Here is a 23,484-nt window from a genome sequence, read left to right as displayed (position 1 = left end):
CTTTAAATTGACATCACGAACAAAAAATGAAGAGTGTGATCACACTGCAACAGAAGATTTACTTTTGCATTTAGAAAAAATGATATCTGATTTAGGCCAAGCTATAGCGGAGCAAAACTCTTTATTAAGATCGGTAAATGAAATTAAAGACCGTATTGACAATATTGAAAGTTTACTCATTGCAGGCTTCGGACACACTAAAAAGCAGTTAAAGACAATAGATTCTAATACCTCCTATAATTTTAAGGAGTTAAATAGCGAATTACCGACGCTTGTGAATCAACAAATTCAACTTAGTAAATTTTTTGAAAGTGGCGAAATTCCTTTAAGTTTTGAGGGTTGGACAATTGCACCTGATCTTGCTATTCGGCTTATAACTGACGTAACACTGCATAAGTTTGACGGTATTGTGGAATTCGGAAGTGGTTTATCGACTTGCTTACTCGCTAAATTAAGCAGTTCTAATCCCTGCAAACTTTTTTCATTCGAGCATCACAAGGAGTACTTCGCTAAGACCTCCAATCTTCTAGAAACGTTAAACTTAGATAGCAGAGTAAATTTGATTTATGGAAAACTGCGAAACGTAAGTTACGAAAATTTCAGCTATAGATTCTATACTTGTATTGCAACACTTAAGAGGATGGCCAAGGGACTCAATGCTAGCTCAAAGGTTATGGTACTTGTTGATGGACCACCCGGAAATACGAATAATAAAGCTCGCTTCCCAGCGTTGCCTTTAATTTTGGACTGCTTTCCTAATTGCACAATACATGTTTACTTGGATGATTTTAATCGTGCCCAAGAGCAGGAAATAATAGCGGACTGGGAGTCGATCTTGATCAGCAAAAATATCAAATTTGAGAAGGAGATAGTTGACCTTAAAAAGGGCCTATGTATTCTCAAGATATATAGAAATGAGCAACAGGGCATCGAAGATGAGCCATTATAATGCCAATTTAATAAACCATTTAGTTTCAGGCTTTGGGAAAGTTTTATCTGTAATTGAGACAAACAACACTTATGACGAAATTTTAGGCGAAAAAATAGACAGATTCGAATATAAATCTATTGTTAATAAAGCCGGAATGGTGAGTTCTGGAAATGCGATCAAGTTCTTAACAGAAAAAGTCAGCGAGATTTCAGTTCACATTTTACTTCAGCCTCATTACCTCCCAAAAAATGGATTTATTACTTTTGCTTCAACTGCGAACAACTTGAGAGAGATCGAGTTCTTAGAAAATTTAGTATCGAAGAACGAAAAGTCAATTAAGCGGATCAATATATCCGAGTGGATTTCTTCGCAAAGCAAAGTGAAGGTAAAAGACGACTTCAATCTTTTTCATGTCTTGAAGTCAGGAATTTTAGAGCAATTTACAAAAAAAGCTGAAATTAGAATTTCATCTTTGCATCAGTCTTACAACTATATTGTATTTTTTGTTCAAGCACTCTACAGTTTAAAAGCCTTACCAAGAGATTATAAGTTCGTCATAGCAAACGATCATTCACCAAAACCTGTAGCTTTTACGAAAGTTGCTCAATATTTAGGATTAGAAACAATTTACATCCAGCATGCTGAGGTTACGGAAAACTTTCCAGCATTAGATTTTGATTGGGCACTGCTTAGAAATTATCATTCGAGGAACGTGTACACGAAGCTATCCCCAAATAATACAAAAACCAAGATGGTTGTTGTTAATCGCGTTCTTGAACCTAAATCTATAATTGACGTAAGAGAGAGCTTAAGAGAATTAGTCAATGCTCGTTCATGTAATATAGTTATCTACCTAAGTTCTGTCTTTTGTAAATCTTCAGTAGAAAGACTCTTCAATAAGTTAATTTGCACTGAGGGGGTGGACTCAGTTTATATTAAACTACATCCTTCTACTAAAGACTTGAGTTTTTTCGAGAGTCTCAACATTCCTGTTGTGAACGAGCATGTGCTTTATCAACACATCGCTATTTGTGGAAACTCCTCTGTAGCAGTTGAGCTTCTGAAGAAAGGTAATCTCGTTTTTAACTATTTTAGGTTAGATAATATCCTTAGTGATTACTATGGTTTTGTCAAACAAGGTATTACATTCGAATTAAACGAGGCTGATCTAGGACGAAAGTTTTGGATGTCGGTGGATTTAGAAAACTTTAACAATGAATGCTGGTCACTTTATGACCCATCTGTTCTGACTCCACAAAACGTAATAGAAAGATTAAAAGTGCCCTTAATTACATCTATATTTTTCAGTGAAGAATTGCATGTAATAATGAGAGATTTTTCGTTCGATCGTGACATATTCGCATTCACTGAAAGATTTATACATCTCTGCCGAACTTCACAATGCCGTTACGATGACTTTTATCTTATTAAAAGGTTAGAAACTCATTTTTCCGAGCGTAATCCACTGCTTAGCTATTTATTTAAATTTGCTGATTTGACACGTATCGAATCAGTATTTGAATTTTGGTTGAATATTAAACTTATCGAATGGACAGGTTCAGTGCCGAGTCAAGAAGATTTAGTACTCCATATTGAATATGTAAAGAACTATGAGCTTTCAAGGGTATCCCGCAAAGCTCTTGGTTGGATGGAAAGTAAGTTGTTTGACGTTCTGGTTAGACATTCTCACCCGGAAAATTTATTATTCTTTTTAAAAAACGTACGTATTTTAAAAGTACCTTCATTGGGTATAAATAAAAAAATTGCCTATGTTAATTATGTAAAATTACATAGTGATTTTGAAAAAGGATTACATGAATTTTACAATCCGCGTCGCGCGTCGTTATCAATATTGGAGAAACTTAAATTTAAAACTCAGGCGGGGTTTGCAGCTGATGACTCAGTTAATTTTGACAATTTCAAGGATGCGGAGAGACTGTTTATCCAAGCTTTGCCTACTGTCAAAGATGAATTCTTAGATTCTGTCAGCGTTTTCTATGATAAAATCAAAAGCCGCGCCTGTTTTATTGATGTCAAATATTCGGAAGAGCAACGCCAAAAATTCATTTCATTAGTAATTGCGAAACTCCAAGACAGGAAGGGTTTTTCCTTTATTCGTTTGAGCGATGGTGAAGGTTTTATTTTTCATAATGAACACTCATCTTTTGATAGCAGTGATTCAAAAAATAGGCAGAGGCACTGGTGGGGGACTGAGCTTCCAAAAGCTGTTGAGGACGATTTAAGAACCGATTTGATAAACTCGGTAAAAAATGCTGATGTTTTGGGCGTACCAAGTGTCTATAGATTTATTCGCGATCATTCTGATAAAAGTGTCAGTCTTAAACAGAACCTTCAAGGGAGGGGATTACTCACGGTGTTAGATGGCGTTACGCGAATTGATAGCGATAGTATTCTCTATTCGGATGATAAGCTTAATATAGCTGTACTAAATAACATCGCTATCATTGAACAGTTAGCTTCGTATGCCAAGAAAGTCATCATAATAAATAGTGGTAGTTTGGAGGCGATGAATACTGCATTCGGAAATTCTTTCGAATTTGTTCATATTCAAATCCCCACACACTTCAAAACAGCTACGAACTCAAAGTATAAGTATACAAATAAACCACTTCCATTCGTTTATAAAACTATAGAGCGAAAACTATCGAAGGAATGTGTGCCAGGAAGTCTGGTTCTAGTAGGCGCTGGCGTAGCGGGAAAATCTTTTATGGACATAGCGAAAAAACATAATTCTGTTGGCCTCGATTTGGGCAGCGCAATGGATCAATATATTGGTGGTGAGATTCACTCACTGTTTTAACTAAATGGATAAATAATGTTTGATAATAAAACTATTTTGATTACAGGTGGGACTGGTTCCTTTGGTAAGAAATACACTCAAATTATATTAGAGAAGTATAAGCCTAAGAAAATTATTATATTTTCACGTGACGAACTTAAGCAGTATGAAATGCAACAGGTTTTTAACCAGCCTTGCATGAGGTATTTTATAGGCGATGTACGTGATCCTGTGCGTTTAACAGAGGCGATGGACGGGGTAGATTTTGTAATTCATGCTGCTGCACTAAAACAAGTTCCAGCAGCAGAATACAATCCCATGGAATGCATAAAGACAAACGTAAATGGAGCTGAAAATGTTATCAAAGCTTGTATAAAAAATAATGTCGAAAAAGTTATTGCGCTTTCAACGGATAAGGCCGCAAATCCAATAAATCTATATGGCGCAACAAAATTAGCATCTGATAAATTGTTCGTCGCGGCTAATAATATGGTTGGAGATAAAAGAACTCGGTTTGCTGTAGTAAGATACGGGAACGTTGTTGGATCAAGAGGCTCGGTTATTCCTTTCTTTAATAAATTAGTTTCAGAAGGTGCGACTGAAATTCCGATTACACATGAAAAAATGACTCGATTTATGATCACTCTACGTCAAGGGGTCGAGTTTGTTCTTAAAAACTTTTCGCGTATGCATGGTGGTGAGATATTTGTTCCAAAAATTCCTTCTATGTTTATGACCGAACTCGCTAAAGCAGTGGCACCAAACTTACCTCACAAAATCGTAGGTATTAGACCTGGGGAAAAACTTCATGAAATTATGTGCCCAGCAGACGACAGTCATCTTACATTAGAGTTTCAAGATCATTTTGTCATATGCCCAACAATACAGTTCGCTCACAAAGCTGACTTTGATTTTTCGATCAATGCTCTTGGTGAAAAAGGGCGTCCTGTGGTCCAAGGTTTTGAGTATAACTCGGGTAATAATGAGACATGGTTAACTCACAATGAATTGTTGCAGATGAACGAAGAGCAAAATCCTTAAGAGGTTCTTATGATTCCATATGGAAGGCAATCTATAAATCAGTTGGACATGGATGCAGTACTTGAAGTACTGCAGTCCGATTTTCTAACTCAGGGCCCTAAAGTTCCAGCCTTTGAAAGGCGAGTCGCCGACTACACTGGAAGTAAATTTGGTATTGCTGTCAATAGCGCCACCTCTGCGCTCCACATTGCCTGTCTCGCATTAGGCTTAAAAAAAGGGGACTTGGCATGGACCACTCCAAATACATTCGTAGCTTCAGCTAATTGTGTACTCTATTGTGGAGCAGATATCGATTTTGTCGATGTTGACGAAAGAACTTATAATATGTGCCCCGATTTGCTAGAGCAAAAACTTGAAAGAGCAGAAAAATTTGGCAAATTACCTAATGTTGTAATTCCAGTTCATTTCGCAGGCCAATCTTGCGATATGAAACGGATTTGGGAGCTAAGTCAAAGGTTCGGTTTTAAAATCATTGAAGACGCTTCACATGCAATTGGTGGAAGTTATCTAAACGATAAAGTCGGATCTTGCAGATATTCCGATATAACCGTTTTTAGTTTTCATCCAGTGAAAATAATAACGACAGCAGAGGGTGGAGTTGCGACAACTAATGACGAATCTTTAGCGGAAAGAATGGCGCTTTTCAGAAGTCATGGGGTTACTAGAGACACAAAGCTTATGGCTACTGCAGCTGAAGGGGAATGGTACTATGAGCAAATAGAGCTTGGTTTGAATTATCGTATGACAGAAATTCAAGGGGCTCTAGGTTTGTCTCAAATGGGCAAGTTAGATAGCTTTATTGAAAAAAGACACTTACACCGAAAAGCTTACGACGAATTGTTGAGTGAATTGCCTGTATCTACCCCATTTCAATCCAGTTATTGTTATTCTTCACTGCATCTGTATCCTATACGGCTTAAGCTTTCGAATATATCTAAATCGCGTGGTGAAGTATTTAAATATCTCAGGGTAAACGGGGTTGGGGTGAATGTTCATTATATTCCAGTTCATACTCAACCCTACTATCAGAAAATGGGATTTGAAAAGGGGATGTTTCCCAATTCCGAGCGGTATTACGAGAGTGCCTTGAGCTTGCCACTTTACCAGGATATTACAGAAGATGACCTTCAGTATGTTTGTAAAGTTTTAAGAGAGGGAATTGTGTGAAGCTCTGTATTATACCTGCGCGCGGTGGCAGCAAGAGAATACCAAAAAAAAATATAAGGAACTTTCATGGAAAGCCTCTTATATCTTATTCTATTTCTTCCGCACTTAGCGCTGGTTGCTTTGATGAGGTAATTGTTTCCACTGATGATGCTGAAATCAAAGAAATTGCTTGTGGGGCTGGAGCTGTAGTGCCGTTTATGCGAGAGCCCCAGCTTGCAGATGATTTTGCTACTACGTCATCAGTTATAAAAGATGCGATATTGAAACTTGAGCAAATAGGGATCCATGCAGACGATATTTGTTGTCTTTATCCAACGGCTCCCTTCGTAACTCCTAATAGTATTAATAAGTCGCATGCTGAAATGACTTCATATGGTGCAAGTTATTGTTTTTCTGCAACATCGTTCCCGTTTCCCATACAACGAGCTTTTTCAATTGATGCAAGTGGACATTCAAAAATGTTTTACCCTGAATATCAAAGTACGCGCTCTCAGGACTTGCCGGAAGCTTTTCACGATGCAGGTCAATTTTATTGGGGTAAAAAACAATCTTGGTTAGAAGATGTTCCAATTTTTGGGGCAGCTAGTAGACCATTCATACTTCCAAGATACCTTGTGCAAGATATAGACACTGAAGAAGACTGGAAAAAAGCGGAACTCATGTACTCTCTTTTACATGAAAGTGGAAATCTCTAGTGAAAGTACTTTTAAGAGTTGATTCTTCGATTCGAATTGGCACTGGTCACATTATGCGATGTCTGACGCTAGCGCACGCGCTAGCCAAAAAGGGTGTAGAAATTGTCTTTATCTGCAGAGATTTAGAGGGCAATTTAATAGAAAAAGTGAAGACGTCTGGTTTTAAGGTTCGAGTATTAGCTAGACCTGCTTTAACAAATAGGAAAGTGAAAAAAACTGCAGGAGTCGAGAAATATTTGGAGTGGTTAGAAGTTGAACAAGAAATTGATGCAAGTCAAACCGCAGATATTATTTCAATAGAAAAGCCTGACTGGGTGGTAATAGATCACTATGGAATTGACGAAAAGTGGCAAACGGTCATTTCTAAATATGATTTGAAGATATTAGTTATTGACGACCTATTTAACCGAAAACACATATGTGACATTTTAGTAGACCAAAATTACGGCTCTTTACGAGAAAAATACGAGGATCTCGTGCCAAAAAGTTGCCAATTATTTTGTGGTCCCTCATATACTTTACTTCGTTCAGAGTTTAAGTTGCAGAGAAGCTCTAGTCTAAAATATAGAACAACGAACAGTATTTCAACTATTATTGTTTCAATGGGGGGAGTGGACGAGTACAATTATACTGAGAAAGTAATTGACGCTTTGGGAGACTCGCGATTAGTTGGAAAAATCAAGGAAGTTATCATTTTGCTAGGACGGCATTGTCCCCATAAAGATTCTATTAGAAAGGCGGCAACACTAAGCCCACTTAACGTCAATGTTTTAGTCGAAGCAAATAATGTAGCGCAAATACTTTCCAAAGCAGATGTAGCAATAGGTGCAGTTGGCTCTACGACTTGGGAGAGGTTTAGCCTAGGTGTGCCCTCTATCCTTATGGTAATTGCGGCTAACCAAAATGACATAGCGAAAAGGTTAGTAGGCGATAAACTTATTGAATTGGCAGAACGAACTCGTGATATTCCTGCAATTTTACTCGCTCTATCAGAAAATAAGACAAGGTTAAAGTTTTTATCTGAAGAGCCTTCAAAGGTTATCGACGCTTTGGGAGCCGATAGAATTACTGAAAAAATGATTGAGTTAAGCGTCTGATATGAAAAAAACTGACTTTGAACCTGATATGATTTCATTTACGAAGCTATCGCACGAAAGAAAAAAAGAACTATTAAAACTGCGAAATCATCCAGACGTTCGAAAATGGATGTATAACTCATCCATAATATCCTTGGCTGAGCATTTAGAGTTTATAGATTCTTTAAAAGGTTCTTCTGATAGGCAATATTTCGCGATTTATTTAACCAACGAATTAATAGGGTCTTTTAATCTTAACTACCTTGATAGCGTTAGAGCTCTCATTGGTATTTACGTTAACCTAGAGTTAACTCAAAAAGGTCTAGGCGCGAAAGTTATAGCAAGTGCGATAGAACACGCTAAAGCTAGTGGTATTAAAGAGTTATTACTTGAAGTATTTAAAGAGAATGATAGAGCAAAAGCTTTTTATGAAAAATTTGGCTTTAAATTAACAGGCCAAAAGAAAATAAATGATATCGATGTTCTGTGCATGTCTAAAGTAATATAGTTTGGAGATTTTGTGAAAAACTTAAATATCAACGGTCGAGAGATTGGTAAAGGCCGTACGCCATACATAATTGCTGAAATGTCAGCAAATCATAATGGTAAAATAGAAAATGCTTTCAAAATAATCGATATGGCAGTTAGTTGTGGGGCTGATGCTTTAAAACTTCAGACATATCGCCCAGATACAATAACCCTCAATTCTACGTCACCTGATTTCATGATTGAGGGAGGCCTTTGGGATGGTAAGAGTTTATATGAACTTTATGAAGGTGCTTATCTCCCATGGGATTGGCATAAGCCCCTATTTGATTACGCTAAGACCAAAGGTATTACCATATTTAGCTCGCCATTCGATAATTCAGCGGTTGATTTGCTAGAGGACTTAAATACTCCCGCATATAAAATAGCTAGTTTTGAAGCAACTGATTTACCGTTGATAAAATATGTTGCATCGACTGGTAAGCCGATGATTATATCTACTGGTATGGCCAATGACGACGAAATAGAAGAAGCTGTATCAGCAGCCTATGAGGGCGGGTGCAAGGAACTCGCGTTATTACATTGCGTCAGTGGTTATCCCGCGCCTGCGAGTGATTACAACCTCTTAACTATAACCGATATGAGGTCGAAGTTTGGAGTCAATGTTGGCCTTTCTGATCACACTTTAGATAATACCACTGCGATAGCGAGCGTGGCCTTAGGGGCTGTCATAATCGAAAAACACGTAACGTTGAGCAGAAAGGGGGGGGGGCCTGACGATTCGTTTTCATTAGAAAAAGAAGACCTTGCTGCTCTATGTAGAGACTCGAAAACGGCGTGGTCGGCTATCGGTAGTATTGATTACGGTAAAAAATCAAGTGAGAAAGCAAATGTTAAGTTTCGTAGATCGCTTTATTTCGTCAAGAACATTAAAGCGGGAGAGGTAATTACGCCTGAGCACATCAGAAGTGTAAGACCTGGCTACGGTGTCGCTCCTAAATATTTCGAAAGTTTAATTGGTAAAATAGTTAAAAAAGATTTCAATGCTTGTGAGCCAGTAACTTTTGATGGTATCGCTTAGACCTTTTCAGTGTTACTTTGTCTTCAACGAGTGTGATGTTCAGCATCGCTGCTACTTTTGATGGTTTATGAGTTCTAAAACTTACTTTGACAGAGATTGGTACCTTGATGCGTATCCAGATGTCGCGGATGCAGGAATAGACCCTCAGGAACACTTTGAAAAGCATGGTCGGAAAGAGGGAAGGCTCCCATGTAGCTTACCCGCTATAGCGCTCGAGAAAGAGCTGTGGAGCAATGCTTTTTCACCGACCAAACAGTTAGAGCAATTGCAACAGCAAGCTGTTTCAAAAAATACTAATGCTGCTTATGCTTACAAGGTACTTTGTGCATTTTTTCTTTTTTCGAGTGAATATGAAAAAGCTTGGAAATATGCTAAAAAGATACTTACTAATCTCAATCTAGCAAAAAGGCTTTTCTATGAAGAAGAGCTTTTTCTTCTAATATTCTCTTCTGCATTTCGCATAGGAAATTTTGACATAGCTGAGAAATTAGTTGGCCGGAGAGATTGGCATGAGTCTGTTTCTAAAAGACTAGCAGCCAGTATGCTGACCATTGGAAATTGTAAACAAGTTATACTAAATAACGTTTTTTCTAATGCTAGTTTGTCTACTATTAACTTAGAAGGCAAAGGTGACAACGTGTTTGACCAACTCGACACAAGTCCTCGCTTCTACCCTGATTTTTCACCAATGAAATGGTTTTTTAGAAAAAAACTAGTTTCTATAATCATACCGGCTTTTAACTGCGAAAAAACGATCGAAACAGCTGTACGGTCTATTCTCAATCAAACATGGCGAAATACAGAAATAATTATCGTCAATGATAGCTCTACAGATAATACTCTAAATGTAGCCAATAGTCTTAGAGATGAAAACCCGAAAGTCCATGTTATAACTAATGATCAAAACTTCGGCGCGTATAAAACGAGGAACATTGGGGTCGAGGCTGCCTCTGGTGATTTTGTCACTGTGATTGACGCTGACGATTGGGCACACCCACAAAAAATTGAAAAGCAGCTTTTCCCTCTTTTTCTCAATTCGTCGCTAATTGCCACTTTATCTCATTGGGTGAGATGTGACAACGACCTGAATTTTGTTTCAATGCGGAATTATAACGGTTGGGTGCATAGAAATGTTTCGTCTTTACTTCTTCGAAAGGATTCTGTCACTATGCTAGGGGGGTGGGACGAGGTAAAAGTGAATGCTGACACTGAGTTCTATGAACGATGTCTTGCTAAATTTGGCCTATCTGCGATTAAGGAAATAATGCCAGGCATACCCCTATCTTTTGGAAGAGTACACACATCGTCTCTTACTCAAAATACAGAAACCCATCTGGTAACTCAGTATGGTGGGATTAGAAAGCAGTATATGGATTTCGCTCGAGTATGGCACAAGAATAGTTCAAACTTGAAGCTTTTAAGCGAACCGAAGCTGCGCACTTTCCCAGCACCTCCTAGCATGTTGCTAGGTCTATCTGAACCTTCATTGATAAGTAAAAACAAGGCGGGTTTTGATAAATGGAGCAAAGCACTTGACGAAAATTGGTATGGGCAAATCTATACTGATGTCAGTTCAATGGGTTTTGGCCTTCACGATCATTTCTGGGACAGAGGGGAGAAAGAAGGGCGATATCCATCCCCGTTATTTGTTCCCCAAGCTTACGCGTATAAGTTTCATTTACAAGGTACAGTTTCTCCGACTTGGCACGCGCTAAACAACAAAGATTGGGATTTTTCTGCACCTGTCTCGATATTGGGGTTTGCGAAGTGCCAAGGTTCAATTCATGTTGCCCTTTTTGGGCATTTTGTCTCTGAGAAAATTTTTGGTGCAGAAAGAAGCTTAGTTGATATGGCAAAGGCAATGAATCAATCTGAAATTGAGGTGACGCTATTCTTGCCTTCTTGCTCTAACGTTTCCTATATTGAAGAATTAAGACAGTTTGTAAGCAAAATAGTCTTCCTACCTTTACCTTGGGCGAACGGAAGAAGACAGCCGATAGAGCCAATAGCACAATATTTAGAATCAGATTTCTTAAGCTTTAGCTACGATTGCGTTTATGTTAACACACTTACACTAATAGAACCTTTGAGTGCGGCTAAAAAGGTGGGTATCCCAAGTGTTATGCATGTGAGAGAGCTCGTTGCTTTCGACCAAGATTTAGCCAAATTACTTCAAGAGTCACCGCAGCTTACTCATGAAAGAGTTATTTCAAGTTGCGATTATTTTATTGCTAACTCTCATGAAACAGCTCATTGGTTGAGAGAGCCAGAACGAACTTCCGTTATTTATAATTGTGTAGATACTCCTTCTTCGCAAGTCCCAATGCCCTCTGGCCCATTGAAAGTATGCATGCTGAGTAGTAATGTGAAGAAAAAAGGTGTAATGGACTTTTTCGAAGTAGCAAGCCTCTGCAAAGAAAGTCGTAATATTCAGTTTACTATTTACGGACCGATCACCAATGAAGTTATCATGGCGGCTCAACGATACCATGATGCTAATGTTATTATAGGGGGCTATGTGGAAAATTCTAAAAAGGCAATGGTTGAACACCATATAGTGTTGGCTCTTTCTCACTTTAAAGAGTCTTTTGGAAGAACGGTAGCAGAAGCAATGTCTTTAGGTCGTGTTGTAGTCGGTTATAAATGGGGGGCCGTGGGCGAACTTGTTGATAACCAATTTGGTATTCTTGTCGAATATAAAAGCACTACTAAAATTGCAGAAGCAGTGCTTAAACTGAACAACAAGCCTGAATTGCTAGCTTCGATAGGAGACTCTGCCGCTCAAAGGGCAAAAGAACTTTTTTCTCGCGACACCTTTGATAACAAGCTAGTAGAACAAGTTATTAAAATTTCAAAGAAATCAGCTAACATTAAGAGTTTTTAGCTATCAATATTAGTTCTATAGTAAGTATATCGAATTTCTTAATTTCTCAGTTTGCTATCTACTTACAAGTTGACGTCGTGTAGTGAACTAAGTTGTAGAAGATTAATTATGTCCTATAAAATCCATCCATTTTGGAGTGTGGAGAAATTACTTTCACCGGCAAAGAGTTCGCTAGGCCACCCTCATCGTAACGTTTTTATACTGTCTCACCATATTCCTAAAACTGCTGGAAGCTCTCTTAGAGTAGCCTTTCAGCAAGCCCTTGGTGTCAGGCGCGTTTACGGTATTTACGCGAATACTGGAGCAAGTACATTGTCAAAAGGAGCGGGAGTATGGGTGCCGTCAAAAGCTAAGGTGCTTCACGGGCATTTTAGTCCGCATAAAAATCAAACCCTAATATTTCCAAACGCAATCAGAACAGTTTGGGTTCGCGATCCTATTGAGCGTTTATGGTCACTAATAGGTCACCTTCTAGCGGCTAAAGAGAGGCATCCACACTACCTTTTGCTGAAATCAACGCTGCCAGAATCTAGCTTAAAGTCGCAAGAAAGCATCGTTAAGGAACTGATTTTAAATAATACCATAGAGCCGTTTACAAATACGTATACTCGATTTTTTAAGGATGTACCGATTGGCAAATTTAGCTTTATTGGCTCAAAACATAGATATGAAGAAGATTTAAAGAAATTGACGAATTTGACCGAAATTAAGTTAAAAACAATGCGACTAAACAGGCGAAGTAGTCAAGAATTTCAGATTCCTAGTAGTATTAAGCGGCTTGAATCATATCTGTTTCATGAATATGAAATTGTAGGTAAATTTTTATAAAACTGAAGAAGGGAACTCTAGTGGCGGTTTATTCAATAATTACTCAGCGAGTAGAGAACGCAACTTCACAGGTTACTCTATGGCATCTCGACTTTCCTTGTATGGACCAATACATTGATGGAGTGGAGTTAACTCGTGACGGGTTGTTATTCCAAGGTTGGCTATTGAACGAGAATGAAAAGTTAGCATCGTTGGTTATTTTAAATGGCGATGAAGTGAGAAACGTACCTCTAAATCGTCCTCGACCAGATGTAATTTCAACAGTTTTAGCACAAAATCCAGAAAATCATGATCTACTTTACTGTGGATTTTCCGTGAGAGTTAAGTTGAAACATTCGAAGTTTACGCTGGGTCTAATCGAAAATGGCACATTTACTGAGTTAATGAGTGGAGCAGTTGAAGGTAAGTTTCAAGTTTTAGAGGGTAGGGAAGGTTGGCTGTTCCTTGATAATGACTCCAATAAGAGTATTGAACAATATACAGGAAAACTTAAATTATCTCGCACAGCAAAAAATGCGTGGAAAGAGTACTTGGCATCATTAGATAATTTTGCCCGATTATCAGGGACTCCAGTTTGCTTGCTAGTCGCGCCCTCTAAAGAAATGATATATGAAGAGTACTATCCTTATCGCTTTTCAAAGAAAGCGCCAATACAAGAGTTAGTACAGTTAATACCAAAGTCGCTCAATTTTATATTACCAATAAAAGAACTCAAGAATTTAGAGCAGCGATCATTTAGGGTCTGCGATACACATTGGACGCTTCATGGTGCAAGGGTTGCCGCTCAATTGGTTACGTGTAAGTTATCTTTTAAAAGCATCTGTGAGACAGATATTTTCTCCAATGATGTCTATCAAAACAGGATGGCAAGCGGTGATCTTGGTTCAAAGTTGTATCCGCCTCAACTTCACGAAGAACAGAGCCTCATAAATTTTAATTACAGACGTTGTGTTATCTTTGACAACAATGTGGACAATTTTGGTCGCATCTTAGTAATGTTCCATCAGCATGCTATGCTTGATGGAACCTTGTTAATATTCGGTGCATCTTCGTCATATACTATGTTTCATTACCTCTGCCGTTTGTATACCTCTGTTGTATTTGTACACACGGCTGGAAACGTTGATAAAAATATTATAAATGCTGTGAAACCAGATTATATATGTGTTCAGACTAACGCGCGATTTGTAGTAAAAGCTCCTATATTTAGTGATTCAGTAGTTAAATACATAGAGCAGAAAAAAGAAACTGGAAGAACAAAAGCAGCATTTAAAGCTGAAATCATTCCAAGTAAATGTGCTAAATACATCGAGTACTTTGAGCAAATATCAAATTAAAAAAATGGGGGAATTCCTATTTAGTAAAAAAGTTTGGTTGTTTTTCGAAGTGTGTTTTGGACTATTTGGTGTTGATGTGAACCCTTTTAAAACTGTGGTATACACTTTAGAGAGGGGCTGACGATAACTGAATTCAAAGCGGGTACTCCTCATGAACAAGTATCGTTACATAGAGTCACAACGTGCAAAGATCTTGAAAAGCAGTGGAATAGCCATTTCTAGTAAATGTATTTCACTTGGACGTTCTGTAATACTTCTAAAGCTACAGATTTCATCATGTATCATCTCTGACAAAACAAAAAAGCGGCTTCGAATTCTGCGAAATTGCACAGCCGCTTTCTATTAAGTTGTTGATAAAATATTGGACTCGTTCGCAATAAGTATGCCACTGCTAGAGTTCTTCTCTACATTCTCTGATAATCTAGAGAGTTTTGGCCTTTTTGATTGTCAGTTGCATTTAAACTGAGTTTTATGGCCGGTACTGATTTATTTTGCTAAGCGCGATAGAGTGCATCTGTGCTTCATGGCTAGCTAGCTTTTACCCTCAACTTTTCAAACAAGTCTTGCAGAGATAAGGCGCCGAATTCTGCATTCATGTGAAAATGGTCATTACTATTGTGAATACTTTGCATGCCTCTTTTAAGCTTAACTGAACCTTTAGAATAATTTTGTGAGGTAAACATTTTGTCTACTATTGTGCAAGGTGGTTGATGCGCGAAAATTACTGCGCTCTCAGAAAACAGGCTCGAGCAACCGTTTATATAATGGGAATAGCATTTATCCAGTAGGCCTGCTAAGTGATAATAATCATATTCTGTGTCCCCCAAAACGCTGTCTGCGGGTAAGGGGTTAGGGGAGTAGGCAATAGGAGCTGTACTTATTTCCTGTAGCAGCTTAATTATTTGAATCGCATTACTATTATTTAGGATACCATCTAAAGCAGCTAGTAAAAAGCTATCTGAGATAAGTTGTTTGTCTCCTTCGCAATCTTTAAAGTATTCAAATGTTCTGTGCTCCTTCAATAAAGCTAACATGTGAACCAAACTAAACCCCATTCCTACTAGGATATAAGCATCCATATCTCCTGGGATGTGACGCATTCCATCAGATGTCCAACTCAAATTGTCGGCTAAATCAGTCTTAGTAGGAGTAAGGCAACCATTTTCGACTTTGAAAAATCGCATCGATGAAGCTGGTGAGCCAAAAAATGTTAACTCTAGATCAGGGTATTGATTTCTTATTTCGCTCCAACCTAATTTAAAGGCTGCTAGATGAGAGTTTCCTATTACACCAATTTTCATTTTTCTCCTCCGGCGAAAGCGTCTAACATTGCTTCTTCACAAATAGGCTGGTCGTCATCAGCTGGTTCATAATGGTCTTCACTTACTGAGTTATGCTCACTAAAAAAAATTTTCATCACTTCAGCAACCCCTTTTCGACTAACATTTCGTTTGTTATTCATGAACAAGGAAGGCCCCAAAAATGGCGTGCTAAATACCTCGTAAGATGGAAAGTAATCAACATACTTAAAGTTTCGATAAGCTTCATCTGCTACTGCTCTAAGAACAGACTTAGATCTGACAGAGGAAAGTAATACATGCTGATTTTCTGCCGTGGCCGTTAGTGGTACAGGGGAGACTGTCAAAATAAACTTCATTCCTTCATTAAACGATCTGGCTAATTTGAAAAATTCAGTTAGATCATTGTACACCTCCATAAAACTGAAGTTATGAAACCGGTATAGTTCGCTATCAAAGTTGCCTGCAATAGTGCCAGGTGCGGTCGGATAGACCAAATCATACTGTTTATTAACCCAAGTCTCTGTTAAACCGAGAGTAAATACAAACACGTCGCAATCTTGAAGTACAGATTTGAAACGCTTTACATGGTCCTCCCTCTGTGAGGTTACTTCATCTGGAGAGTTTAAGCCATTCGGCTCAACATTCGGTCTGAATGCATCATAAAAGCGACCTTTTTTTTCCCAAATGTAGCTTTCTGAGGGTGGAGATAACATGCCAAGAGCCTCTTTTGTAAGCTGAAGCAACTGTCTGGCAGTATATATATTCCCATGACGCGCAGAATAAAGACCATAGCCAAATTTATTTTCAATTTCGCCCCTAATTTGTATGGCTTTTGGGCTTGGTTCCTTGTCTATTACTGTATATCCATTTTTTCTTAAACCTTTCGCAATTTCCTGTGCAAAACAGCTACCAGCTGTCGCTATCTTCTTTCCATCTATAGAGAAACGTTTAGTATAAAAGTTGTTGAGGCCACCAACTGAATCAGGTATGGCCAGCTTCCAAAATTGTCGTTCAGGAAGGTTCAAGTAAGGTGAATTCATAAAATTTCCCGCAATAGTTTAAAGTCAGCACGTTATTTTTTAACATCCGTCTAATCGATCTTATCAAGGTTAAAGCTAAGTAGAGTAGAGAAAACTTTGGTTTTCGTTTTTTTTAATCTTCCCTAATTTAACATTAATCCTTTGAAAAGATTTGTCATATTATGCCCTCCTTTATGTATACTCAACAGTCAGCATAAATTTAAGTTAAATACCTTGTTGAAACTAGAAGTAACTAAAATTTCGATAAAGAAATAATCTGGAAATCTACGCTGAGTAAATTATTGTTTTGGGGCCTCTTGAAAATGTCTCACTACTTGAGATATTACTAAAAGGATTAATGAAGTTAGAGTACAAAGAATATGATTCTACTTGGGTAACTTTATTAGACAGGGATGGCGCAAACTAAAGCGCACTCGCAATGGGCTACTCACGTTGGCGTAACTCAATATAATGCACATCCGCATTTTTCTTCTAGCCTAGTAGAAGTGGCTCATAATGGTATTATCGAGAAATATGTCACGTTGCGAAAAGAGCTTGGCGAAAAAGGTTATACCTTTTCAAGTAATACTGACACAGAAACCACTGTGCATGTAGTTCACGATATGCTCAATGATGGTAAGTCTCTATTAAAGGCAGTTCAGAGTGCGGTATCGTATTTCGCCGGCGCGTACAGAGTTGTGTTAGTCGATAAGGGAGACTTTGACACAATGGTATTCGCGAGTTCAGGTAGCCCCTTAGTTATAGAGCAGAGTATGGGTGAAAATTTCATTGCTTCAGACCAATAAGCATTACTACCCGTAACGCGAAGTTTTATATGCTTAGAAGAAAGTGATGTAGCTAAGGTTACGCGCCGTGAAGTGACGATTTTCGACAAAGATTGTAAGCGCGTTGAACGTTAAGTTGTAGAGTTCACCGTAGAACATGATGCAGGTGATAAAGGCGTGTATCGTCACTACATGCTCAAAGAGATTTACGAATAGCCTTCAAGATAGAGTGGATAATGTTCACAACATTGACGCGCTATTTGACGATAGTGCAGAAAACGCCTTAAAATAAGTGATATATATGCAAATTATCGCATGTGGAACCAGCTATCACGCGGGCATGACTGCACGATATTGGCTTGGAGAAGATGCAAATGTTTCTTGCTCAGTAGAAATCGCCTCAGAGTTTAGGTCTCGCAAGTCTGCTGCTCACCAAGATAGCTCGTTTGTTACTATTTCGCAGAGCGGTGAAACGGCAGACACATTAGCCCCGTGGCGCTTGGCTAAAGAGCTGGGCTAAATGTCGGTACTTACGATGTGTAACGTGTCAGGCTCACCGTTAGTACGTGAGTCTGATCTTGCATTTATGACTCTAGCCGGTGCGGAGATTGGAGTTACGTCGACAAAGGCGTTTACTACTCAGTTAACAGCGCTTTTAATGCTTACGCTAGCGCTAGATAAATTTAATGGAAAGTCTAGTGAAAGGGCTAGCTCGGTCACTAATGCGATCGAAACCTTTCCTTGCAAGGTTGAGGAGGCTCTCAGCACTGCCGATGTTATCGAGACACTTGCTGAAGAGTTTGCAGACAAGTACCATAGTTTGTGCTTGGGGCGCGGCGCTCAATATCCGATTGCAATGGAAAGCGCTCTCAAACTCAAAGAAATTTCATATATTCACGCTGTAGCATCTGCTTCGGGAGAGCTTACGCATGGCCCTCTGGCGTTGATTGACGGTGAAATTCCAGTAACTGTAATTGCGCCGATTGTTTACACCGTTCCTCTGCTACTTTTCTCATACTACGTAGCATTGATAAAAGGCACTGATGTCGATCAACCTCGAGATCTTGCAAAGTCAGTTACAGTAGAATAGCACTAATATCTTGATAATCGGCCATGGCTTTTTAAGTTGTGGCCTTTCGTTTTTTAGGAAGTAAAAATGTCTCAAAAATATTTTGGCACAGATGGAATTCGCGGGAAAGTTGGCGAGTTGCCAATGACACCAGATTTCGTTATGAAGCTAGGCTGGGCTGCAGGTGTAGTCTTGGCGGCAGACGGTACAAAAGAGGTACTAGTAGGAAAAGATACACGCGCCAGTGGGTATATGCTGGAATCTGCATTGGAAGCTGGTTTGTCGGCTGCTGGCGTAAACATTGCTCTAGCTGGGCCTATTCCTACTCCAGCAGTAGCCTATTTAGCTTCGACTTTTAGAGCTGATGCTGGCGTAGTCATAAGCGCATCTCACAACCCATATTACGACAACGGGATTAAATTTTTTGGCCGTAGCGGGGCTAAGCTAGGCAGTGAACAGCAGCAGGTAATTGAAGAAAAGCTCCAGTATGCACTAGAAAATGGTATCGATTGTGTTGACTCAGAACGTTTAGGCAAAGCACGAAGAGTTGAAGATGCCGCTGGTCGTTATATCGAGTTTTGTAAAGGTACCTTTTCGAGCGAGCTTAGTTTAGAAGGACTCACAATTGTTGTCGATAGTGCCAACGGAGCAGCATATAAAGTCGCACCTAGTGTATTTGAAGAACTGGGCGCAAAAGTAATTAACATCGCCAATACGCCGAATGGCATAAATATTAATAATGATTGCGGTGCAACTTCCCTCAACTCGTTGAGTAAAGCAGTCACGACAAATAAAGCTGATCTAGGCATAGCCGTTGATGGCGACGCCGATAGAATCATGTTTGTCGACTCTCAAGGTGAGGTTGTTGATGGAGATGAGATTCTCTTTTTAATGGCTCGTGAAGCTAAGCAAGCTGGCTATAAAGGCGGTGTTGTCGGCACACTGATGAGCAACCTAGGCCTTGAAATAGCATTGAAAGAACTTGATATTCCGTTTGTTAGAACAAAAGTTGGGGATAGATATGTCGTCGAGAAACTTAAGGAAACTGGTTGGCGAATTGGGGGGGAAACCTCAGGACATATTCTTAACTTAGATTATGCATTTACTGGAGACGCCATTATCGCTGCGCTACAAATTTTAACCGTAGTAGTAAAAAGTGAATACTCCTTAAGTGAACTAAAAGCAGGGATGACAAAGCTTCCTCAGTGTATGGTGAACGTTCGTCATAACGATCTGGATTCAGTGCTTGATTTAGATGTAGTAAAAGATGAGGTCAGTCGCGTAGAAGAGGCTTTAGGTAAAAATGGACGACTTGTTCTTAGAAAGTCTGGAACAGAACCATTAATTCGTGTGATGATAGAAGCTAGAGATAGGGGGCTTGCTTCTGAGTTAGCCAATAGCTTGGCTGAAGTCATCAGAGAAAATTAAAAAGGAATAACTATGAAACGGAAGGGTATAATTTTAGCAGGTGGTTCTGGCACTCGATTGCACCCATTGACGAAAGTCGTGAGCAAGCAACTGATGCCGGTTTACGATAAGCCGATGATATATTATCCCCTAGCTACGCTTATGATGTCTGGGATAAGGGATATTTTAATTATCACAACACCAGAAGAGCAGAGTCGTTTCATTGAGCTTATCGGCGATGGGAGTGAACTGGGAATTAGTGTTCAATACGCAGTTCAGCCTTCACCCGATGGCTTGGCCCAAGCATTTCTTATAGGTGATAGCTTTATTGGTAATGATTGCTGCACGCTTATTCTTGGTGACAATATCTATTATGGACATGATTTAAAGCGCTCTCTGCAGAGCGCCCATAACCAAGAGCAGGGCGCTACTGTATTCGGTTACCATGTCAATGACCCAGAACGCTATGGTGTAGTTAGCTTCGATGATGACTGGAACGCGCTTTCTATTGAAGAGAAGCCTGCTGTTCCCAAATCTAATTACGCAGTTACAGGGCTCTACTACTACGACAACAGAGTTGTTGATTTCGCGAAAGAGGTAAAACCATCACCTCGTGGTGAGCTTGAGATTACCGATTTAAACAATCTTTATCTAAAAGATGGCGCTCTTAAAGTTGAGTTAATGGGACGGGGCTCAGCCTGGCTTGATACGGGCACTCTAGACTCTCTACTTGATGCAGCGAACTTTGTGGGCGCTATAGAGAAACGTCAGGGCTTAAAAGTATGTTGTCCGGAAGAAGTCGCTTTCAGAATGGGATATATCAACGCTGAGCAGCTAGAAAAGCTGGCGGCTCCACTTAAGAAGAGTGGTTATGGTGATTACCTATTGAAAGTACTTAAAGACAGAGTAAAAGTTTAACCTATATTCAAGTTATAGAAGGTGGCATTGCCACCTTTCTTCTTATATTCATTTGCACATTAGTACGGAAAGTAAATGCAAGTAATCAAGACAGATATCCCCGACGTTAAAATTATCGAGCCGAAAGTGTTTGGCGATGAGCGCGGCTTCTTTCTAGAAACCTTTCGTATCGATTGGTTTAAAAAAGAATGCGCAGATGTAGATTTTGTTCAAGATAACCATTCTAAATCACGCCAAGGTATTCTTCGTGGCCTTCATTACCAAATGGAGCAAACCCAAGGTAAGTTAGTACGAGTAGTTAGCGGCGAAGTGTACGATGTAGCCGTAGATATGCGCAAAGACTCACCAACTTATGGCAAATGGGTTGGAGTAATACTTTCTGCCGAAAACAAGCGCCAGCTTTGGGTGCCTGCCGGCTTTGCTCATGGCTTTTATGTCACCAGTGAATCAGCAGAGTTCGTGTACAAGTGTACTGATTATTACCACCCAGAGTCTGAGGTGTCGGTTAAGTATGACGATCCTACATTAAATATCGCTTGGCCGTTGGTAAACGGTGAGAAACCTTCGCTGTCTGGTAAAGACGAAGCGGGTTTAGCATTTGTAGACGCTCCTACATTCTAATTGTTATTGGGGCTTTTTTTGGGTAATAGCAATTAATGAATATTGTAATTATAGGCAAGTCTGGGCAATTAGCTTTTGAGCTTTCTCGTGAACTAGAAAATAGCCTGCACCAAGTTACGCTTTTTGGGCGCGATGATATTGATATTACAAATAGCGATATCATTGAAGCTTCTTTAGCTTCCCTATCACCAGATGTTTTGATTAACGCGTCAGCATACACCGCTGTCGATAAAGCTGAAGAAGACACTGAAGCGTGTAACGCTATCAATGCTGTTGCCGTTAAGAATTTGGCGATTTTCTGTAAAGCACATGGCGCCTTTATGGTGCATGTGTCGACCGACTATGTGTTTAACGGTCACAAAGGTTCGCCTTATTTAACAGACGACCCTATTGAACCTCAAGGTGCGTATGGCAAATCAAAAGCAGAAGGCGAAAAAGCACTGCTTGAAACATTGCCAGAGGCTAGCTGCTTAATTCGTACCGCTTGGGTTTATTCATCTCATGGCAATAATTTTGTGAAAACCATGCTGCGTTTGATGAGTGAAAAACCACAGCTTTCTGTTATAGACGACCAAATTGGTACACCTACCTGGGCCAAAGGGTTGGCTGAAGCGTGTGTATTGGCAGCTGAAAATAAAACAGCGGGAGTTTATCATTGGACCGACGAGGGCGTAGCAAGCTGGTACGATTTTGCTATAGCTATTCAAGAGCTTGGAATTGACAAGGGTCTACTCAGTAGTACTGTTCCAGTATTACCAATTCCTTCGAGCCAGTACCCAACCCCAGCGAAGCGCCCACACTACAGTGTGTTGGATAAACAAACTGCGCGCGAGGCATTTGCTTCGTGCAAGCCCACTCACTGGCGAAAGCAGTTGTCCGATATGCTTGATGAATTGAAAGCCTAAATGGACAAGATAGAATTATACTTTTGGTAAAAAAATGAGTAAAACAATTTTAGTAACAGGTGGCGCAGGGTTCATTGGTTCAGCCGTGGTTCGCCATCTTATAAACGATACAGGCCATACTATAGTCAATTTGGATAAATTGACCTATTCGGGCAATTTAGAGTCATTAACATCAGTTTCAAATAGCGACCGATATAGTTTTGAGCAAGTTGATATTTGTGATGCTGAAGAAGTAAAGCGCGTGTTCAATACGCACAAGCCCGATATTATTATGCACCTAGCGGCCGAGTCACATGTAGACCGTTCTATCGACGGCCCAGGCGAATTTATTCAGACCAATGTAGTTGGAACATACACCTTACTTGAGCAAGCAAGAGCGTATTGGTCAGCACTTGAAGGCGATAAAAAAGCAAGGTTTAAGTTCCATCATATCTCTACTGACGAAGTATACGGCGACCTTCCTCACCCAGATGAAGTTGAACCAGGCACAGAGCTTCCACTCTTTACGGAAACTACCCCGTATGCGCCAAGCTCGCCATACTCAGCAAGTAAAGCAAGTTCAGATCAGCTAGTACGTTCGTGGCTTCGCACATACAAGCTACCAACCCTTGTAACTAACTGCTCTAACAATTATGGCCCGTACCACTTCCCGGAAAAGCTTATTCCGTTGGTTATTCTAAATGCCCTAGCTGGAAAGCCGCTACCTGTATATGGTAAAGGTAATCAAATTCGCGATTGGTTGTATGTTGAAGATCACGCGCGTGCATTAGTGGTGGTGGCGCTTAACGGCGAGATTGGTGAAACCTATAATATTGGTGGCCACAACGAAAAGCAGAACATTGAAGTGGTGCAAACTATTTGCTCAATTCTGGACGAAGTTAAGCCAAAAGATAGCAAATACGCTGATCAAATTACCTACGTACAAGACCGCCCAGGCCACGATATGCGCTATGCCATCGATGCTAGTAAGATTGAGCGTGAACTAGGTTGGAAGCCACAAGAAACTTTCGAAAGTGGCATTCGCAAAACTGTTGAATGGTATTTAACAAATGAAGACTGGTGGAAAGCTGTCCTTGATGGAAGTTACCAAGGTGAACGCTTAGGTACTGGTAGCTAATACCCATACAAGTTTA

Annotated in this window: 18 protein-coding genes and 1 pseudogene; 17 read left to right on the top strand and 2 right to left on the bottom strand. The window is 39.6% G+C overall.

Annotated features, from left to right (window positions below):
* Nucleotides 1–7: 7 nt before the first annotated feature.
* The 11 genes from AC0J2X_RS09435 (at nt 8) to AC0J2X_RS09385 (ending at nt 14,326) form a co-directional block, all read left to right on the top strand.
* Nucleotides 8–949 carry a hypothetical protein gene (locus tag AC0J2X_RS09435; RefSeq protein ID WP_156086977.1) on the top strand — a complete coding sequence of 314 codons (942 nt, stop codon included), beginning with the start codon at nt 8–10 and terminating at the stop codon, nt 947–949.
* On the top strand, nt 936–3,752 hold the full coding sequence (locus AC0J2X_RS09430; protein WP_472995978.1) for a hypothetical protein: 2,817 nt from the start codon (nt 936–938) through the stop codon (nt 3,750–3,752). The genes AC0J2X_RS09435 and AC0J2X_RS09430 overlap by 14 nt, the downstream gene beginning before the upstream one ends.
* A 15-nt stretch (nt 3,753–3,767) precedes the next feature.
* Nucleotides 3,768–4,772, top strand: coding sequence for a UDP-N-acetylglucosamine 4,6-dehydratase (inverting) (gene pseB / locus AC0J2X_RS09425; protein ID WP_156086975.1), 1,005 nt, complete (start codon nt 3,768–3,770; stop codon nt 4,770–4,772).
* A 9-nt stretch (nt 4,773–4,781) separates the two neighbouring features.
* Nucleotides 4,782–5,939, top strand: coding sequence for a UDP-4-amino-4,6-dideoxy-N-acetyl-beta-L-altrosamine transaminase (pseC, locus tag AC0J2X_RS09420; RefSeq protein WP_156086974.1), 1,158 nt, complete (start codon nt 4,782–4,784; stop codon nt 5,937–5,939).
* Entirely contained in the window at nt 5,936–6,634 is a 699-nt protein-coding gene (gene pseF / locus AC0J2X_RS09415) for a pseudaminic acid cytidylyltransferase (protein ID WP_156086973.1), read from the top strand. Before pseC ends, pseF begins: the two co-directional genes overlap by 4 nt.
* Entirely contained in the window at nt 6,634–7,731 is a 1,098-nt protein-coding gene (pseG, locus tag AC0J2X_RS09410; protein ID WP_472995977.1) for a UDP-2,4-diacetamido-2,4,6-trideoxy-beta-L-altropyranose hydrolase, read from the top strand. The genes pseF and pseG overlap by 1 nt, the downstream gene beginning before the upstream one ends.
* Before the next feature lies 1 nt (nt 7,732).
* Nucleotides 7,733–8,218, top strand: coding sequence for a UDP-4-amino-4,6-dideoxy-N-acetyl-beta-L-altrosamine N-acetyltransferase (pseH, locus tag AC0J2X_RS09405; protein ID WP_472995976.1), 486 nt, complete (start codon nt 7,733–7,735; stop codon nt 8,216–8,218).
* A 12-nt stretch (nt 8,219–8,230) separates the two neighbouring features.
* On the top strand, nt 8,231–9,277 hold the full coding sequence (gene pseI / locus AC0J2X_RS09400) for a pseudaminic acid synthase (protein WP_156086970.1): 1,047 nt from the start codon (nt 8,231–8,233) through the stop codon (nt 9,275–9,277).
* 67 nt (nt 9,278–9,344) lie between these two features.
* On the top strand, nt 9,345–12,161 hold the full coding sequence (locus AC0J2X_RS09395; protein WP_472995975.1) for a glycosyltransferase: 2,817 nt from the start codon (nt 9,345–9,347) through the stop codon (nt 12,159–12,161).
* 108 nt (nt 12,162–12,269) lie between these two features.
* Entirely contained in the window at nt 12,270–12,989 is a 720-nt protein-coding gene (locus tag AC0J2X_RS09390) for a hypothetical protein (protein WP_231506576.1), read from the top strand.
* Between the two features lie 20 nt (nt 12,990–13,009).
* Nucleotides 13,010–14,326: an alginate O-acetyltransferase AlgX-related protein gene (locus AC0J2X_RS09385; protein ID WP_156086968.1), complete on the top strand. Its 1,317-nt coding sequence runs from the start codon at nt 13,010–13,012 to the stop codon at nt 14,324–14,326.
* A 527-nt stretch (nt 14,327–14,853) separates the two neighbouring features.
* On the opposite strand, the gene AC0J2X_RS09380 is transcribed toward AC0J2X_RS09385, so the two are convergent.
* Together AC0J2X_RS09380 and AC0J2X_RS09375 are read right to left on the bottom strand one after the other, a co-directional pair.
* Nucleotides 14,854–15,627 carry a hypothetical protein gene (locus AC0J2X_RS09380; RefSeq protein WP_156086967.1) on the bottom strand — a complete coding sequence of 258 codons (774 nt, stop codon included), beginning with the start codon at nt 15,625–15,627 and terminating at the stop codon, nt 14,854–14,856.
* Nucleotides 15,624–16,667, bottom strand: coding sequence for a GSCFA domain-containing protein (locus AC0J2X_RS09375; protein WP_156086966.1), 1,044 nt, complete (start codon nt 16,665–16,667; stop codon nt 15,624–15,626). Before AC0J2X_RS09375 ends, AC0J2X_RS09380 begins: the two co-directional genes overlap by 4 nt.
* Nucleotides 16,668–16,944: 277 nt before the next feature.
* Between AC0J2X_RS09375 and glmS the strand changes: the two are divergent.
* From glmS to rfbB, 6 genes and pseudogenes are all read left to right on the top strand, one after another.
* Nucleotides 16,945–18,521: pseudogene (gene glmS, locus AC0J2X_RS09370) on the top strand (glutamine--fructose-6-phosphate transaminase (isomerizing)).
* 66 nt (nt 18,522–18,587) lie between these two features.
* Nucleotides 18,588–19,928, top strand: a complete 1,341-nt coding sequence (glmM, locus tag AC0J2X_RS09365) for a phosphoglucosamine mutase (protein ID WP_472995974.1) — start codon at nt 18,588–18,590, stop codon at nt 19,926–19,928.
* Nucleotides 19,929–19,940: 12 nt separating this feature from the next.
* Nucleotides 19,941–20,825, top strand: a complete 885-nt coding sequence (gene rfbA / locus AC0J2X_RS09360; protein WP_472995973.1) for a glucose-1-phosphate thymidylyltransferase RfbA — start codon at nt 19,941–19,943, stop codon at nt 20,823–20,825.
* Between the two features lie 75 nt (nt 20,826–20,900).
* Complete coding sequence (gene rfbC, locus AC0J2X_RS09355) at nt 20,901–21,446, top strand: dTDP-4-dehydrorhamnose 3,5-epimerase (protein ID WP_472995972.1); 546 nt, start codon at nt 20,901–20,903, stop codon at nt 21,444–21,446.
* Between the two features lie 35 nt (nt 21,447–21,481).
* Nucleotides 21,482–22,351 carry a dTDP-4-dehydrorhamnose reductase gene (rfbD, locus tag AC0J2X_RS09350; protein ID WP_472995971.1) on the top strand — a complete coding sequence of 290 codons (870 nt, stop codon included), beginning with the start codon at nt 21,482–21,484 and terminating at the stop codon, nt 22,349–22,351.
* A gap of 34 nt (nt 22,352–22,385) precedes the next feature.
* Complete coding sequence (gene rfbB / locus AC0J2X_RS09345; protein WP_472995970.1) at nt 22,386–23,468, top strand: dTDP-glucose 4,6-dehydratase; 1,083 nt, start codon at nt 22,386–22,388, stop codon at nt 23,466–23,468.
* Nucleotides 23,469–23,484 lie beyond the last annotated feature (16 nt).

The sequence above is a fragment of the Alteromonas sp. R7 genome (genome assembly GCF_055755235.1).
Note: the sequence above shows the minus strand (reverse complement) of the source record. Positions and strands in the feature narration are given on the sequence as shown.

Excerpts from the sequence above, each read along its gene's own strand:
- AC0J2X_RS09430 (WP_472995978.1), top strand. The coding sequence starts at position 936 with ATGAGCCATTATAATGCCAATTTAATAAACCATTTAGTTTCAGGCTTT.
- pseB (WP_156086975.1), top strand. The coding sequence starts at position 3,768 with ATGTTTGATAATAAAACTATTTTGATTACAGGTGGGACTGGTTCCTTT.
- pseC (WP_156086974.1), top strand. The coding sequence starts at position 4,782 with ATGATTCCATATGGAAGGCAATCTATAAATCAGTTGGACATGGATGCA.
- pseH (WP_472995976.1), top strand. The coding sequence starts at position 7,733 with ATGAAAAAAACTGACTTTGAACCTGATATGATTTCATTTACGAAGCTA.
- AC0J2X_RS09395 (WP_472995975.1), top strand. The coding sequence starts at position 9,345 with ATGAGTTCTAAAACTTACTTTGACAGAGATTGGTACCTTGATGCGTAT.
- AC0J2X_RS09390 (WP_231506576.1), top strand. The coding sequence starts at position 12,270 with ATGTCCTATAAAATCCATCCATTTTGGAGTGTGGAGAAATTACTTTCA.
- AC0J2X_RS09380 (WP_156086967.1), bottom strand. The coding sequence starts at position 15,627 with ATGAAAATTGGTGTAATAGGAAACTCTCATCTAGCAGCCTTTAAATTA.
- AC0J2X_RS09375 (WP_156086966.1), bottom strand. The coding sequence starts at position 16,667 with ATGAATTCACCTTACTTGAACCTTCCTGAACGACAATTTTGGAAGCTG.
- glmM (WP_472995974.1), top strand. The coding sequence starts at position 18,588 with ATGTCTCAAAAATATTTTGGCACAGATGGAATTCGCGGGAAAGTTGGC.
- rfbA (WP_472995973.1), top strand. The coding sequence starts at position 19,941 with ATGAAACGGAAGGGTATAATTTTAGCAGGTGGTTCTGGCACTCGATTG.
- rfbC (WP_472995972.1), top strand. The coding sequence starts at position 20,901 with ATGCAAGTAATCAAGACAGATATCCCCGACGTTAAAATTATCGAGCCG.
- rfbD (WP_472995971.1), top strand. The coding sequence starts at position 21,482 with ATGAATATTGTAATTATAGGCAAGTCTGGGCAATTAGCTTTTGAGCTT.
- rfbB (WP_472995970.1), top strand. The coding sequence starts at position 22,386 with ATGAGTAAAACAATTTTAGTAACAGGTGGCGCAGGGTTCATTGGTTCA.